General features: G+C 69.7%; 10 protein-coding genes and 3 pseudogenes. 2 read left to right on the top strand and 11 right to left on the bottom strand.

Annotated elements, in window-relative coordinates; genetic code table 11:
• Positions 1 to 1,203 precede the first annotated feature (1,203 nt).
• Complete coding sequence (locus AB0L21_RS37800; protein ID WP_365711173.1) at positions 1,204 to 1,779, bottom strand: TetR/AcrR family transcriptional regulator; 576 nt, start codon at positions 1,777 to 1,779, stop codon at positions 1,204 to 1,206.
• 340 nt (positions 1,780 to 2,119) lie between these two features.
• Here AB0L21_RS37800 and AB0L21_RS37795 point away from each other — a divergent pair, with 340 nt between their 5' ends.
• Positions 2,120 to 2,728 carry an NAD(P)H-dependent oxidoreductase gene (locus AB0L21_RS37795; RefSeq protein ID WP_365711175.1) on the top strand — a complete coding sequence of 203 codons (609 nt, stop codon included), beginning with the start codon at positions 2,120 to 2,122 and terminating at the stop codon, positions 2,726 to 2,728.
• A gap of 729 nt (positions 2,729 to 3,457) precedes the next feature.
• On the opposite strand, the pseudogene AB0L21_RS37790 reads toward AB0L21_RS37795, so the two are convergent.
• Together AB0L21_RS37790 and AB0L21_RS37785 are read right to left on the bottom strand one after the other, a co-directional pair.
• Positions 3,458 to 3,594: pseudogene (locus tag AB0L21_RS37790) on the bottom strand (IS5/IS1182 family transposase); the annotation flags it as partial.
• A 100-nt stretch (positions 3,595 to 3,694) separates the two neighbouring features.
• A pseudogene (locus AB0L21_RS37785) lies at positions 3,695 to 4,024 on the bottom strand (carboxymuconolactone decarboxylase family protein); the annotation flags it as partial.
• Here AB0L21_RS37785 and AB0L21_RS37780 point away from each other — a divergent pair.
• Positions 4,023 to 4,873, top strand: a pseudogene (locus tag AB0L21_RS37780) (sigma-70 family RNA polymerase sigma factor); the annotation flags it as partial. The pseudogenes AB0L21_RS37785 and AB0L21_RS37780 sit on opposite strands and share 2 nt — an antisense overlap.
• 335 nt (positions 4,874 to 5,208) lie before the next feature.
• Here AB0L21_RS37780 and AB0L21_RS37775 read toward each other — a convergent pair.
• The 8 genes from AB0L21_RS37775 to AB0L21_RS37740 all read right to left on the bottom strand — a co-directional run bounded on the left by AB0L21_RS37775 (position 5,209) and on the right by AB0L21_RS37740 (position 14,491).
• Positions 5,209 to 6,219 (bottom strand): alpha/beta hydrolase, encoded by a 1,011-nt coding sequence (locus AB0L21_RS37775; RefSeq protein WP_365788574.1) that lies wholly within the window; start codon positions 6,217 to 6,219, stop codon positions 5,209 to 5,211.
• A gap of 59 nt (positions 6,220 to 6,278) precedes the next feature.
• Complete coding sequence (locus AB0L21_RS37770; protein ID WP_365788573.1) at positions 6,279 to 7,073, bottom strand: oxidoreductase; 795 nt, start codon at positions 7,071 to 7,073, stop codon at positions 6,279 to 6,281.
• Between the two features lie 388 nt (positions 7,074 to 7,461).
• Positions 7,462 to 8,070: a flavin reductase family protein gene (locus AB0L21_RS37765; RefSeq protein ID WP_365711181.1), complete on the bottom strand. Its 609-nt coding sequence runs from the start codon at positions 8,068 to 8,070 to the stop codon at positions 7,462 to 7,464.
• 346 nt (positions 8,071 to 8,416) lie between these two features.
• Positions 8,417 to 9,721 (bottom strand): aldehyde dehydrogenase family protein, encoded by a 1,305-nt coding sequence (locus tag AB0L21_RS37760; RefSeq protein ID WP_365788572.1) that lies wholly within the window; start codon positions 9,719 to 9,721, stop codon positions 8,417 to 8,419.
• Positions 9,722 to 10,272: 551 nt separating this feature from the next.
• Positions 10,273 to 11,637, bottom strand: a complete 1,365-nt coding sequence (locus AB0L21_RS37755; protein ID WP_365788571.1) for an NAD(P)/FAD-dependent oxidoreductase — start codon at positions 11,635 to 11,637, stop codon at positions 10,273 to 10,275.
• A 222-nt stretch (positions 11,638 to 11,859) separates the two neighbouring features.
• On the bottom strand, positions 11,860 to 12,729 hold the full coding sequence (locus tag AB0L21_RS37750; RefSeq protein WP_365788570.1) for an alpha/beta hydrolase: 870 nt from the start codon (positions 12,727 to 12,729) through the stop codon (positions 11,860 to 11,862).
• Positions 12,726 to 13,811 carry an MBL fold metallo-hydrolase gene (locus AB0L21_RS37745; RefSeq protein ID WP_365711189.1) on the bottom strand — a complete coding sequence of 362 codons (1,086 nt, stop codon included), beginning with the start codon at positions 13,809 to 13,811 and terminating at the stop codon, positions 12,726 to 12,728. Before AB0L21_RS37745 ends, AB0L21_RS37750 begins: the two co-directional genes overlap by 4 nt.
• Positions 13,808 to 14,491, bottom strand: coding sequence for a YoaK family protein (locus AB0L21_RS37740; protein ID WP_365788569.1), 684 nt, complete (start codon positions 14,489 to 14,491; stop codon positions 13,808 to 13,810). The genes AB0L21_RS37745 and AB0L21_RS37740 overlap by 4 nt, the downstream gene beginning before the upstream one ends.
• Positions 14,492 to 15,005: the final 514 nt, after the last annotated feature.

The following is a 15,005-nucleotide window of genomic DNA, read 5'->3' as shown; positions in this document are numbered from 1 at the left end:
GCGGCCCGTACGACCAACTGCCGTGGCGGCCGGGCGTCCTCACCCTGCAGCGCTGACCTTCCCGATTCACGGTGACCGTGATGTGGTGCGGTCCGCAGGCGTGTGGGCGAACGGTTCACGGCGTGGGTGATTCCACCTGCTGACCGATACTCACCGCCTTGAGGAATCCCGGCCGTGCGGCGGCCGGGATTCCTCTCGCCCCGGTGCAGTTGTCGCGGCCCGTGTACTCCGCCGACGTCAGTGCGGCGCTGAGCAGGACGGGCGGGTTCGGCAGCGCCGCTGTGACGGTCGAGACGGAGGCGGGCTGCGACAGGGCGGCTTCGGCAGCGCCGCGGATGAGCGTGGCCGCTTCTCCGCACTCAGCCAGGACGCGGCCTCGGGGCGCGAGGGAAGCCGCAGCCGCACCAGGATTCCGACGAGCACACTGGCGGCTCCCTCGATCAGGAACATCCACTGCCAGGAGTGCAGACCCGCAGCACCGTCCAGCGCCGGCAGACCGGCGCCGAGGGGAGCGCCGGCGATCCCGGCGACCGTCGCGGGATGTGAGGAGCAGTCCGACCACTCTGGCCCGTGCGGCCTGCGGGAACCAGACGCTGACCATGAAATCAGCCCTGGGTAGAGTCCGGCCGCGGTCGCGCCCGACAGCAGGCGGACGAGATGACGAGAAAAAAGGTCCAGGCGTTGTGGGCGAACGTGGTGGCCGCGGTGACCAGACCCAGGTGACGGAGATGCGCCCGATCCACCACCTCGGGCCGGCCTCGTCCAGGACGAGGTTGCCGGGGATCGCCAGTGCCGTGTAGCCGATCAGGAAGATGTCGGCGCCGAGGCCGTACGCGGCGGCGGACAGGCCGATATCCGTTTGCCTCGCGTCCTTGGCCATGGCGATGTTCGCCTGTAGATCCCGCTGCCGCTCGCGCGCGGCGGGCAGCACCTGGCCGCAGGCTCCAGGACGTCGATGCGGCCGAAGCGCTCGGCCGCCGCGGCGAGCGCCGCGCGCGGTGTCCGGTCGCGTGACGCTTCCGGCGGTCTCCTGGTCGTACTCGTCACCGCGGCCAGTGTCCAGGACTCAGGTGGTCGGCACTCGCCAGTCCGCGTCCCGGGATGAAACAACGGGAGACTCTGAGTCAGGGCGAAGGTGTGCCGCAAGGCCATGGGCGGCGGCATGCGGAAACCGTTGTGCCATCGGGTGTCGCTGCTCCCGCATCAGTCCAGGGTGCGCATGACGGCGGTGATGGCCGATTCGAGGAACTTCCGTCCGGCTTGCGCTCCTCCCATGACGCGCAGCCCTTGTATGAAGGTGGTGAAAAGGCGCGCCAGTTCCGCTGGGTCCTTGTCCGCTGTGAGTTCGCCGCGTACCTTCGCGCGTTCCAGTGCTGCGGCGATGGTCGATTCGACAAGCCGGAGCGTGGTCGGGACCGGTCCGCCCGGGTCGTGGGCGGCAGTTCCCTCCGTGGCCGCTTTGACCAGCATGCAGCCCCGTTCGGGGTCACACAGATCGGCTTCGGCCATGGCGGTCAGGGCTGCTCGCAAGGCAGGGCGCACTTCGTCGGCGGACTCCAGGTGCATGACCAGTTCGGCGGCGTTGCGTGAGGTGTAGCGCTCCAGGGCGCGGGCGTACAGCTCTTCCTTGGATCCGAAAGCGGCGTACAGGCTGCCGCTGCCGATGCCGAGCGCCGACGTCAGGTCGGACAGCGATGTGGCGCGGTAGCCCTGCCGCCAGAAGACTTCCATCGCCTGGTCGACGGCTCGGTCGACATCGAACGCTCGGGGACGCGCCATGGGCTGCAGGGTACCCGTTGTGGATCGAATAATCAAGTACTGGCCTGGGGCAGCGGCAGCCGGGCGTCCCGCCGGCGGCCGGCTTCGCGGTGACGGGGGCGCGAGCGAGCGGCGTTGCGTGGCTCTTGCGACCCCGGTCTCACGGCGCCCCTGCGCGGGGTGAGTGCCTGTGGTGTCCGCGACGCCGGTCTCCTGTGGTCCGAGGACTGTGAGGGTGGTAACAGTCCGTTTTCTTGAAAGTTTAATCCAGAACTATTAGCTTCGATTCCAGGAGCGGTGACCACACCGCTTCCCGCTGGCCCCACCGGCCGCCCCCTGTTGATTCGGAAGGCAAGAAACCATGGCCCACCTGCTCCACATCGACTCGAGCGCACGCAACGCCGGCTCCCTCACCCGCCAGCTGTCCGCGAAGTACGCGGCTGCCTGGAAGAGCGCGAACCCCCAGGGAACGGTCACCTACCGTGATGTGTCGCTGCAGGCTCCCGCCTTCGTCAGCGAGGACTGGATCACCGGCGTCTTCGCTCCCTCCGAGTACCACACTGCCGACTCCGCCGCTGCTGTCTCAGCCGCCGGAGAGCTCATCCGCGAGGTCGAAGCCGCCGACGTTCTGCTGCTGGGCGTGCCCGTCTACAACTTCAATGTCCCGGCCGCTTTCAAGGCCTGGATCGACCAGATCTTCATGGCAGGGCGCACCTTCGCCTACGGCTCCGAGGGCCCCCAGGGTCTGCTGACCGGCAAGAAGGCCATCGTGATCCGTGCCTCCGGCAGCGACTTCACCGACCCCGCCTTCGCCGCCATGGACTTCCACGCCCCTTACCTGCGCAGCGCGCTCGCCTTCGTCGGCATCACGGACGTGGAGATCATCTCGGTCAACGGGATGGCCTCTCCTCAGCTCGAGGAAGCCCTTGAGAAGGGCACGCAGGCAATCGAGGCCTCTCTCGCCGCCTGACCATCGGTGAGTCCGACGCGGTCCGTCGTGTCAGGGCGCACCGGGTCCTGCACGGTCCGCGTCCGCCGGTCGGCAACCGTCGTGACGATCTGTCACACCTTCAGGCGGTCCTTCGCCCTACCGAAGAGTGACGCGTGCGGTGCCGGCGAGGCCCGCGGGCACCGGCACGCGGCGCCGAGCCGGCGCTGCGCGACACGGTCGTTCGTGTCGCGCAGCGGCCCGTCAGGTCAGGCTCGGCAGGACGGTCCGGTAACGGCGCCTCTTCCGGTACATCGTTCCAGCGCCTCGACAGCGGTCAGGACCTGGCGTTCCGGCGGGAGGTCGTCCGCTGCGCCACCCAGCCGGAAGGCCGCTGCACCAGGCCGCGGATCACTGAGTCGAGCTACGGACGTTCTCCGGCCAGGGACACCGCCGCAGCAGAGCCGGCGCATCCGGGAGAACCAGCGTTCGCCGGTCGGCTTGTACGCCCGCCCAGGCCTGCCGGCCATCCCGGCACCGGCAGCGGATCCCGCACGAGTGCCCGTTCGGCATCGCTCATGACCGAGGTGTACGGAGGCCGGCGCTTCGGCCTGTCGGCCGCGATCCCGAACCTTCGGCGAGGCAGTCACGTTCATGGGTGACCCGACTGGACCTGTCGGCCACCCCGCGACACTCCACCAATCGGTCCCCTTGCCGCTGACTGGAATCGACGGCCGCGAACTGCCGAGGGGTCAGTGCCTGTTTGAGGACGATGCCGATGCCGACGCCGGTGTAGCCCTTGTCGGCGAGCGGGGGAGCCCGTTGGCGGCGGCCTTGTACAGCGCGGGCAGCACGTGGATACGGGCCGCGGTGATGTCCGGGGTGGAACCCGGCTCGATGTCGGAGAGTCAGGCCGGTTCTCCCAGGGGCTTCACGCCTGTCCGGCCTCGTGGCTCACCCGAAGATCATGTGCTGGCGAAGCGTCAGTGGATACGAGCCGCGCTGGGCTCAGCCCCAGGTCTTGCCGGCCGGTTCCTTGATGGTGCGGTTGATCCGGTTGAAGAAGTTGGTCAGCGCGATCTCCAGGTTGCTCGCGCCGATCTGCTCCTCGGTGAAATGGACGTTGCCCTCTTCCCAGATCTCGTCGGTGACACCCGGCGCACCGTCCTGCAACCGGGTGGCGGCCTCGGCCAGCGCCAGAGCCGCACGCTCAGCATCGGTGTAGAACGGCGCCTCTCGCCACGCCGCTACGTTGTGCAGCCGCTCGTCGGTGTCACCGGCCTTCTTCCCCCCGGCGACACTGGCGTAGACGCACGCCGAGCAGCTGTTGATCTGACTGGCGCTGATCGCCGAAGCCTTCGAGTCCCGCCGTGACCGGCTCCGCGCCGTCGTCTACCGCATGCTCGGATCACACACCGATGCTGAAGACGTGGTCCAAGAGGCGTGGCCGCGTCTCTCCCGCCAGGACCGGCGACACCATCGACAACCTCGGCGGCTGGCTGACCACCGTGGTCGGCCGCATCAGCCTCGACGTCCTGCGCTCGGGCCGCACCCGCCCGCATGTTTCCCTCGACGACCGGCTGCCGGAATTCACCGTGACGCTCGACGACGCTCCTGCTCCCGAAGGCCTCGTGGCGCTGGGGACTCCGTCGGCCTCGCGCTCCTGGCGGTCCTCGACTCGCTGCGCCCGGACGAACGACTGGCGTTCGTACTGCACGACGTGTTCGCCGTGCCCCACGGGGAGGTCGGCACCATCCTCGGCAGATCCGCCGACGCGACCAAAATGCTCACCAGCCGCGCCCGCAGGAAAGTACGGGCCGCCCGGGAGCCGCAAGCGGCGGACGACAGCAACGCGAGGTGGTGCAGGCCTTCCTGACCGCGGCCCGCGACGGCCGGTTCGATCAGCTGCTGCAGGTTCTCCACCCCGAAGTGAGGTTCACCGTCCACACCCCGAACGGCAGGTTCGTCACGCTCGGGGCCACCGAAGTCGCCACCCGCGCGCGAGTGGCTGGCAGTGCGGCACGAGGACATGCGGCAACCGTCAACGGCCTCCCCGGCGTCATCTCCTGGGACGAGGACGGCACCCCGCGCTCCCTCCTTGCCTTCACCGTCGCCGAAGGCCTCATCACCGGGATCACCGCCGTCGTCGACCCGGCCGAACTCGCGCTCATGGACCTGCCTGCCCCGGTCCGACTCCCTACCGGCGAAGGCCCCGCATACTGGAAGTGGTCCACGCACACCTGGGACCGCTGGGGACCGTCTGCCACAGGGGTCGGGCCGGCTGTCTGGCTGTGACGGCTGATGCGCCCTGGTATTGCCTGCCGCCGGCCGAAATGCGCGGTGCGCGATGCCGGCCGCGGCAGGATGAGTCGTGGCTCCGGACGCCGGCGTTCAGGGGCCCGACGGTGTGGGCAAGGTCGTTTCCGGTTCCCCGGTTTCGACCGATGCCCGATACCCGGCCGGGACTGTCCCTGGTTCCGGCGCTGCCGTGCGCCGAGCATCAGCGACGGTGGATGCTTCGGTCATTTCCCGAGGAAGTCGAGGAGACGCCGGGTCATCTCGGCGGGCTTCTCCTCCCAGAGCCAGTGCCCGGAGCCGGCGACCACCCCGCCGGTGACATGCGTCGCGTACCGGCCGACCTGGTCGGGAACGGACTGGCCCAAGCTGTACTGGGCGCCGAGAGCGAGGACGGGCATGTTGAGTTTCGTCTTGGCGTTGACGGCGTTGTCGGCAACGTCCTGATGAAGGGTGCGGAACCACTCGAAGCTGGCGCGCAGGTGTGCGTCGTCCTTGAGGTAGTGGCCGTATATCGCGGCGTCGCGGGGTGTGATGCCGTTCTTGTTGTACTCGAGCATGTCGGAGAAGCTCTCGACCCACTGAGTCTCGCGCCCGTTGACGGTCTGCTCCGGCAGGCCATTGGTGACGTTGAAGAACCCGAAGTTCCAGAACCCGGGACCCTGGGGCGTCAGGGCCGGGTAGCTGTAGATGACCTTGTCCGGGATGGGCGCCTCGGTGAGGACCAGCTTGGAAACCTCACCGGGATAGGCGGCGGCGTAGGCGTAGGCCACCATGGTGCCGATGTCATGGCCGACCAGGAAGATGTCGTCGGTGCGGCCGAGCTTCTGCAGCAGTCCATGGATGTCCGCGGCCATGGACTTCTTGTCGTATCCGGTGGCGGGCGCGTCACTGCCCCCTGCGCCCCGCAGGTCGGGGGCGATGACGTGGTAATGCTTGCTGAGCTCGGGAAGCACCTTGTGCCACTCGTACCAGGTCTGGGGGTAGCCGTGCACGAGGACGAGTGTCCTGCCCCGGCCGCCCTCGACGTAGTTGATCCCCCCGTCGCCCACCTTGACCTTGCGCTCGGTGAAGCCGACCGGAAGCTTCGGCTGGGGCACATCGGCATGGTGACCGGTTCCTGACGCCGCGGTAGGTGGCGCCGCGGAGTGTGCCGATGCGGGAACGTTGGCGAACGCGGCCAGCGCCGTTGCGGCCACGGCTCCGGAGGCGAGGGCGCCCAGGAGGTTCTTCTTCATGTCGCGGTCCTTTGTCTGTACGTCGGGCCGACCGGGTCGGCTCCGGCAGGTGTGAGGGATCAGAGAGTCTTGATGAGTCCGCCGTCGATGACGAAGTCGGCACCCGTGACGTTGCCGGCGCGGCTGCTGGCGATCATGACAATGAGGTCGGCGACTTCCTCGGGGCGCGTGAAGCGGCCTGTGGCAAAACCGCCGAGCTCGGTGACGAACTGTTCGGTCGCCGATTCCATGTCGACCCCCATGGCGGCAGCCATGGTGCCGACGAGGCCACTCTCCGCGGTCCAGATGTCAGTCGTCACCGGGCCGGGGCTGACGGTGTTGACACGCACGCCCTGCGGGCCGACCTCCTTGGACAGAGCCTTCGAGAAGTTGGTGAGCGCGGCCTTGGAGACGGTGTAGTCGGCGACGCCGGGGTCGGGGAGGAACGCGTTGACCGAACTGACGTTGACAATGACGCCCTGCCTGTCCAGCAGGCTGGGCAGGGCGGCACGAGAGGCGCGGACCGCGCTCATCAGGTTGAGATTCATCGTTTCGAGCCACTGCTCGTCCGTGATGGAGGCGATGCCCTGCAGGCGAGGGCTGACCGCACCCACGTTGTTGACGAGGACGTCCACTCCGCCGAACCGCTGAACGGCCGCGTCGACGAGCTGTTGCGGACCGTCGCCGGTAGCCAGGTCCACTGAGACAGGCAGCACCTGAGCGTGGGCGGCCAGCTCCTGCAACGCGGTGGAGACGGTGCGGGCACCGGCGACGACCATCGCGCCCTCCTGGACGAAGGACTGCACAGTCGCGAGGCCGACGCCCCGACTCGCGCCGGTGACCACAACGACCTTGTCGGTGAGAGACAAATCCATCTGGGAACTCCTTGGGCGATCAGCGAAGGGTGCGGGGCTCTCTCCGTGGAGAACCGCCGCGCGGCAGCGGTGGTGGAGCGATCAATCAAGATCACTGTCCCCGCAAAGCGCCGCACGGTTTCATGCCACTCACCCTAACAAAGTTTTGGATTGAACAACCAAGAATGGTGCAACGAAAGCGCACCGGTGTAACCGTTCAGTTACTCATGGGAGTATGCGCAGGTCGGTGGCGAGGCCGCCGGACGCCGGGCGGCAGGGACGAGGGGGACGGTCGCGCTCGACCAAGGAACAAGCCGCGGTTCTCGACGCGCGTGACCGTGGGCTGTCCGCGCGAGGCTTCCCCTTTCCACCGGTCGGTGGCACCCGAACGGCGGTCATCCGACTCCGATCAGTTGGTGCGCGGCTCCTCGTAAGGGATGCGGCTCAAGTGCAGGACGTCGCCGAGAGTGCCCCACTCGTCGCCGCCGAGTTTGGTGAGCGGACGCAGCAAAACGCTGCTGGGGCGGTCATCGACGATGTATTCCTCGTCCACTGCCGCATGGAGCACGCGTCCGAAGACGAGCGTCGAGTTGCCCATCCGCAAAGTGGTATGCGAACGGCACTCCAACACCACATGGGAGGCGGCCACTCTCGGCGGTCGCACGCGCCTGCTGGCTTCGCGCTCGATACCCGCGGTGTCGAATTCACTGACCGACCGAGGGAAGTCGATCGCGGTGGCGTTGATCAGCTGCAAGAGTGGTTCGGACGAGAAGTTGACGACGAACTCGCCGGTGTCCTCGACATTGCGCAGGGAGTCCTTGCGGCCGATCGAGGTGAACTGGACGATCGGAGGATCGGTGCTCGCGATGCTGAAAAAGGAATGGGGGGCGAGGTTTTCGGTACCCGCGTCCGCTGTGATCGTGGATACCCAGGCGATCGGCCGGGGAATGACGACCGACGTCAGGAATTTGTAGAAGGCGGTGCTGCTCATCGCCTCCGGGTCGTATTCGACGCGCATGTGCCCCAGTATCCAACCAGGACGCTGCGAACGTGCCACAGCCACGAACGTGTGTCGGCCGGGCCGACGCCGGGGTCAGGGCTGGACGTCCGCTCGCCGCCCGAAGGCGAAGCGAACGCCGATCGGGCCTCGCCGGCCATCGCACGGCCGTGCTCCGCGACCCGTTTGAGGTGTGTGACGTGCCGCCGTCTGAGGATTTCACGCACGACCCCGCTCGCGATCCGGTGGTAGCCGGCACCCGACACCCGGGCCGCCGGGTGGCTGCGAGCAGGCTCGTCCTGCCGGTACCCGGCCTTCGCGCAAGCGCGAACGCTCCACTGAGGGAACCTCTCTCCACGAGCGTACGTCAGGGCTGGGCCACGACCGAGCGGCGGTGGCTGAGGGTGGTGACGGTGTGTCGGCCGTGGTAGCTGCCCATACCGCTCTCTCCGACGCCGCCGAAAGGTAGCTCGGGCACAAGGAACTGGGCCATGGGCAGGCCGAAGGTGATACCGCCGGAGGTGGTCTCGTTGAGCAGGCGCTCCCGGGTGGCGGCATGGTCACAGAAGGCGTACAGGCCCAGCGGGGCGGGACGGGCGTTGATGAAGGAGATCGCCTCGTCGAGGTTCTCGACGGTCAGCACGGGCAGGATGGGCCCGAAGATCTCCTCCTGCATGACGGGCGCGTCCGCCGCCACGTCGGCCAGCACGGTCGGGGCGATGAAGCGCGTCTCAGGGTCGTGGGCACCGCCGGTGACGATGCGGCCGGATGTGAGCAGGCGGACCAGTCGCCGGTGGTGCCGGTCGTTCACGATCCTTGCGTACTCCGGCGCGAGCGCGGGTGCGGAGCCGTACGCCGCGTCGACGGCTTTGGCCAGCGCGTCCTCGAGGCCCGGAGCGGTCTGCCGGTCGGTGAGCACGTAGTCCGGCGCCACGCAGGTCTGTCCGGCGTTGATGAACTTGACCGCCACCAGCCGCGTGGCGACCTCCTCCAGGTCGGTACCGCGGTCCACGAACACCGGGGACTTGCCGCCGAGTTCCAGGGTGACGGGGGTGAGGTGACGGGCTGCGGCGGCCATGACGACACGCCCGACGGTCCCGTTGCCGGTGTAGAGGATGTGGTCGAAGCGCTGTTCCAGAAGGGCCGTGGTCTCAGCGGGGCCGCCCTCCACGACGGCGACAGCATCCGCGGGCAGGTAGCAGGGCAGCAGCCGTGCCAGCGCGGCGGACGTGGCACTGGCAAGCTCACTGGGCTTGACCACCACCGTGTTCCCGGCCGCGAGCGCCCCGGCGAGCGGGACGGCGACGAGGTGAAGCGGGTAGTTCCACGGCGCGATGACCAGCACCACGCCCAGCGGTGCCAGCTGCGTCCACGCCTCGGCGGAGCCCAACTGCGGGGGAATGGAGACGGGTTGGCGCTGCAGCCAGTCGTCGAGGTGAGCCAGGATGTAGTCGATCTCGCGGACGGCGTAGTCGATCTCGGTGCGGTACGCCTCGACCGGGCTCTTGCCGAGGTCGGCGTGGAGCGCCTCAGCGAACTGCGGTCCGCAGTCGACGAGCATGGCGCGCAGGCGGCGCAGATGCTCCTTGCGACGAGCTGTCGGCCGGTTGACCCCGCTGCGGTGGGCGGTGCGCAGCCGGGCCACGGTCTGCTCCAACTCAGGAACGGGCATGGTGGTCCTTTCGGGTGGTCGGTGCCTCAGGGCTGGAATGCGGCGATCAGGGGGTTCGTCATGAGGGGGACCTCGGGTGCGGAGACCGGGCCCGCGGGAGCCCGGCTGCGCCGTGCGCTCCGGCCACCGGCCTGGAAGGGCCGTCGGTGGTCACCTCACCAGCGCTTGCCGGGGCCGCGGCGGTGCCTGCCGTGCTCGGCTGACCGGACTGCCGGCCGTCCCAGGGCCGTTCCCCGGCGGCGGTGACGCCGGCCTGGACCGCGTACGGGGCCTCGGCGCGAGGAGACACCGACTGCGAGCAGCAGCCCACCTCAGTGCGTCGGCGCGGTCGAGGGTGCGGCGCTCCGTCTCGGACAGGCCGCCCCACAGTCCGTACTCCTCGCCGTGGCGCGGGGCGGCCTCGGCGCGGGCGGCCGGCAGCGTGCGCGGACGGCGCGGGCGCGCGCCTCACGGAGGTGCCGGGCAGCACCGCGCTCCACCCGTGGGGGAGAAGAAGACATCGCTGCGGGTTCACTGAGGCACCTCTCTCAGAGCACGGACCTGATGGGACGTCAGGCTGTTGCCTCCGGCATGGTGGTGGCTTCCTCCGGGCGCAGCGCGCTCGGGGCCAGGTAGCCGGTCACCGGCTCGAGCGCGCGCAGGGTGGTCGGCTGCCCCGACAGGAAACCGGTACGGACGAAGTCGTCCCCGGCCAGGGCGTGCAGGGCCCAGTTGGTGGCAACGCGGGTCTTGGCGACGGCGGTGCGCAGTGCGAGCAGATGGTAGCCGCGAGCGACTACCTGGGCGGGCAGCCCGCTGAGCGGCACGCCCAGCGGTCGGGAGACCGCCTGTGGTCCGCCCAGGTCCACGACTAGGCCCAGGTCATGGTGCCGGTAAGGGCGCAGCGGCTGTCCCCGGAGCCGTGCGGCGACATTGGTGCCGGCGACCCGTCCCTGGCGCAGGGCGTGCTGCGCGGTGGGCGGGCAGACGGCGTCGCCGCCGTTGATCACGTCGGGTACGGCAGCCGCGTCGCCGATGGCGAAGACGCCCTCCAGGCCGGGCACCGTCAGGTCGGAGTTCACGGTGAGGCGACCGCGGGTGGTGACGGCGTCCAGGGTGGCGACCAGAGGGCTGGGGGCGACACCCGCGGTCCAGATCAGAGTGCGGGTGGGCAGCCTGCGCCCGTCGGTGAGGGTGACCGCTGCGGGCTCCGCGCGCGCCACGCTGGTGCCCAGCGAGATCTCCACACCACGGCGGCGGAGCAGTTGCTGTGCCTTTCGACCGAGGTGATCACCGAGTTCGGGCATCAGCCTGGGTGCTTGATCAACCAGGTGCCAGCGGATCATTTCCGGGCTCAGGCCGGGGTAACGGCGCGCCGCCGAGACGGTGAGGCGCTGCAGGTAGGCCGCGGTCTCGGTGCCCGCGTACCCGCCGCCGACCACGACGAAGCCGAGCCGGGCGTCCCGCTCCCGCGGGTCGCGGGTGGCAGCGGCCAGGTCCAGTTGGGAGACGACGTGGTCGCGCATGGCCACGGCCTCGGCGAGGGTCTTCATCCCGTGGGCCTCGGCGGCCACTCCGGGGATGTCAAAGGCGCGGGTGACGCTGCCGGCGGCGAGGACCACGTGGTCGTAGCGCTCTGCGGTGACCTCATCGGTGATCAGTCGAATCGCGCAGACCTTGGCCTGCGGGTCGACGCCGATGGCGCTGCCCGGGACGATCCGGGTACGGCGGAGCGACCTGCGCAGTGAGACGGCGACCGACTGAGGGGTGAGCACCCCGGCCGCGACCTGGGGCAGCAGGGGCAGGTACAGCTCGTAGCTGAGCGGGGTGACCAGCACGAGTTCGGCTTCGTCAGGCGCCAGCAGTCTTTCCAGACGGCGGGCGCAGGAGATCCCCGCGAAGCCACCTCCGACGACGAGAATGCGGGCTGGGGGCATGACGATCCCCTTCCTGGGACGGTCCGGCCGCGCGGTCGGACGGCGCTCGGTCAGCGCGGCGCGGTGCTGCCAGAGTGCGTGAGCAGTACCTGGGGCCGCTTGAGTCGGATGACTGCGGGTCTCGACGTCCGGCTGCGCCGATCCGCAGAGGGCCGAGCGGACGTGCCCGGCTGAAGCCGCAGAGACTCCGGTGCAACAGCCGGGACGGCTTTCGTCGGTGTGTCAGGCGAGGAAGTTCAGAAGCAGTCGGGTGGCCTCCTCGGGCCGCTCCTCGTAGAGCCAGTGGCCGCAGTCGTCGACGACCGCTCCCCTGACGTTCCGCGCGTACTGCCGCACCTGGTCCGCGATGCGCGTACCGTGGCTCGCCGCCGCGCCGACGGCCAGGACGGGCATCTCCAAGGGCGCCTGGGCGAACCGCGCGTTGTCGGCGATGTCCTGGCCGAATGCCCTGAACCAGGCGAAGCTCGCCCGCAGGTGCGCGGGATCGCTGAGCCGCAGCGCGTACTCGTCCAGCGCGTCCGGGTCGGTCGCCCGGTGCTTCTGGACGGCTTTGGCGGTGATGAACCCTTCGATCCAGGTCCGCTCTCTTCCCGCGACAACGCTCTCCGGCAAGCCCTCGGCCAGGTTGGAGAAGCCCCAGTTCCAGGCTCCCGGCCCGGCGGGGGTGAGTGCGGGGGCGCGGTAGATGCTCTGGTCGGGTATCGGCGCCTCGCTGAGCACCAACCGCCGCACCTCGTCGGGGAACTGTGCGGCATAGGCGTACGCGACCATGCTGCCGATGTCGTGGCCGACCAGGCGCACGTCCTCGGCCAGGCCGAGGTGCAGCAGCAGCGCGTGCACGTCGGTCGCCATGGTCTTCTTGTCGTAGCCGTCGCTGGGCGCGCTGGACCGGCCGGCGCCGCGCAGGCTCGGCGCGATGACGGTGTAGTGCTCGGCGAGGGCGAGCATGACGCCCCGCCACTCGTACCACGTCTGCGGGTAGCCGTGCAGCAGCACCACGGTGGGTCCCTCGCCGCCGCGGGCGTACTCGATGTCGATGCCTCCTGCCTGGACGATGTCGGTGAGGAAGCCGGTCGGTGGCCTGGCTCTCATGCGTGGATCCCGAACGGGCCGAGGACGTCGGAGTCGATGCGGAGCGATTCGAGCAGCGCGGCGGCGTTGTCCACGGTGAAGACGTCCGCCGCGGCCAGCACCCCCAGGTACTTGTCGGTCACCGGGGCAGCGGCGTGTTCGGCGACGGCGGCCAGGTAGGTCTTGAAGATGGCCCACGCGTTGCCGGACGGCCCGTACTTGGCGAAGTACGGGGTCGGGTCGAGGCCGGTGAGGGCGGCGCGTGTGCTGGCCGTCAGGTCGTCCATGTACTGCTTCTGCGTCTCCGCGTCCGAACGCCGGCCCAGACGCCCGAGGTGGCCGCCGACGAGGGTCCGCCAGGGGTAGCTCAGCGCCGTGTCGTGGGCCTTGATCCAGCCGGGGATGTCCTGCGAGACCGCCAGCTCCTTGAAGGGCACCCAGCCCGGGTAGACGACGTCGACCAGCATCAGGGTGCGGTAGTCGGGGGCGTACACGTAGATGTTGTCCGGCGAGTGGTTGGGCCCGTGGTAGGCCAGTTCCAGGCGTTCACCGCCGACCTCGACGGTGAGGTGCTCCTCGAAGACGGTGGTGGGCGCGGGGCGCTGAGGGTCCGCGTCGCGCCGCAGCAGGCGGCGGTTCTCGACGTGGCCGATGCGTTCGACGTCCTTGCCCCACAGTCCGGCGGCGCCGATGTGGTCGGCGTGGGAGTGGGAGTAGACGAGGTGCGTGACCCGGCTCGGCAGGCCGAGCGGTCCGGTGACCTCGTCGATGGCGCGCTGCAGGTTGTGACCGATGGTGGGTGGCGCGTCGACCAGTACCACGCCCTCCCGGGTGGCGAGGAACATCGCCTGATAACTGCCGTCGGTGACCCAGTACAGGGCGCCGCCTATCCGGCCCACGTGGTAACCCTGATCGTTCAGCGCCGGGCCGAACGCCTGGCTGGGCACGGGTGCGAAGTCGGGCAGGCCGGCGGTGTCGGCCGCGTGGGCGGTGCCGGGCAGGCCACCCAGCAGCGTGGCGGCGGCAGGTACGGACGCAGCCAGCGCCGCCCGCTTGAGCAGTGTGCGGCGGCCGGTCCATCCGGTGGTGTCGTGGGTTGTCACGAGTGGTTCCTTTCAGTTGGGGCGCTCGCAGCTGCCGCGACGGCAAGCAGCAGGAGCAGGGCAAGGATCAGGGCCCAGGCGGTCCCGGCGTGCAGGGTGAGCGCGGATCCGCACAGGGCGCCGCAGAGCATCGCGGCGATGGAGGTGAGGCGGCGTGCCGTGGGCCGTCCTGGGCGGTCGGTGGCCAGCCCGGTGACGGTGAGGGTGAGCACCGTGGTGGTGAGGTCGGGGACGGCCAGTCTGCGGACGGCCGCGTTCTGCAAGCCCATCCCGCAACCGAGCAGGATGACCAGCACCGTGTGGTTTCCCCGCGCGGCAGCCGCCACGGCGGCGCCCGACACCAGCAGAGCCTGAACGCCGGCCACGGCCCGGAAACGCCGCACGGTGCCGGCGGGGGTGCCCGCGAGGCGGGCCTCCCCCCACGCGCCCGCCATGAACGCGGCGATGGCCGGCACGGAAGCCCACACGGAGAGATTCCTGGCTCCCGTCAGGGCGAACGCGAAGAAGATCACGTTACCGGTCATATTGGCCACGAAGACGTGGCCGAGGCCGAGGTAGCTGACGGCGTCCATCACGCCCGTCACGAAGGTCAGCACGACCAGCAGTGTCGGCAGCGACCCGTAGGTCGCGGCGCTGCCCGGCAGCAGCCGGTCGGCGACGCGGGACAGAGCGGTCTTCATGGCCCCACCTCGACGGCGGGAGTGAGCGGCGCCCGCGTGAGGGGCGTGCGCGGTGCTATGACGGCCGTCACGCCCACAGCGGTGACTGCTGCCGGCGGGGTGAGCGCACCAGTCCTCGGTTCCGGGGTGTAGTGCAAGCCGCTACGGACCACATGGTCGTGCGAGTCGTTGCCTGCGCTGCGCATGGGTGTCGTCTCCGGCTCTGCTCCTGCCGTGTGATGCGGCCTGGTGCTGCCACGCTAAGGACCGGACACACCTGCCGCCTTGAGTCATGTGACTGCACTGGCGGCACATACGTCACCTCCGGACTCGGTCCGGTACGCCTTCGTCGTCACCGACCGCTGCAGCCGCCTCGGCCCCGAGCGGGCAGCGCGACCACGAGGGGCGACAGAAGTGGGCAGGGCGGTGGGGGGCGGGGGGGGGCGGGGCCCCCCCCCCCCGCCCCCCGCTCGAAAACCCCGCCCCCGCGCGCGGGGGGGGGGGGGGGAGCCCGGGGGGGGGGGTGAAGGTCAAG

Origin of the sequence: Streptomyces sp. NPDC052721 (assembly GCF_040678315.1) — a bacterium.
In the GTDB taxonomy this organism is placed as follows: domain Bacteria; phylum Actinomycetota; class Actinomycetes; order Streptomycetales; family Streptomycetaceae; genus Streptomyces.
Note: the sequence above shows the minus strand (reverse complement) of the source record. Positions and strands in the feature narration are given on the sequence as shown.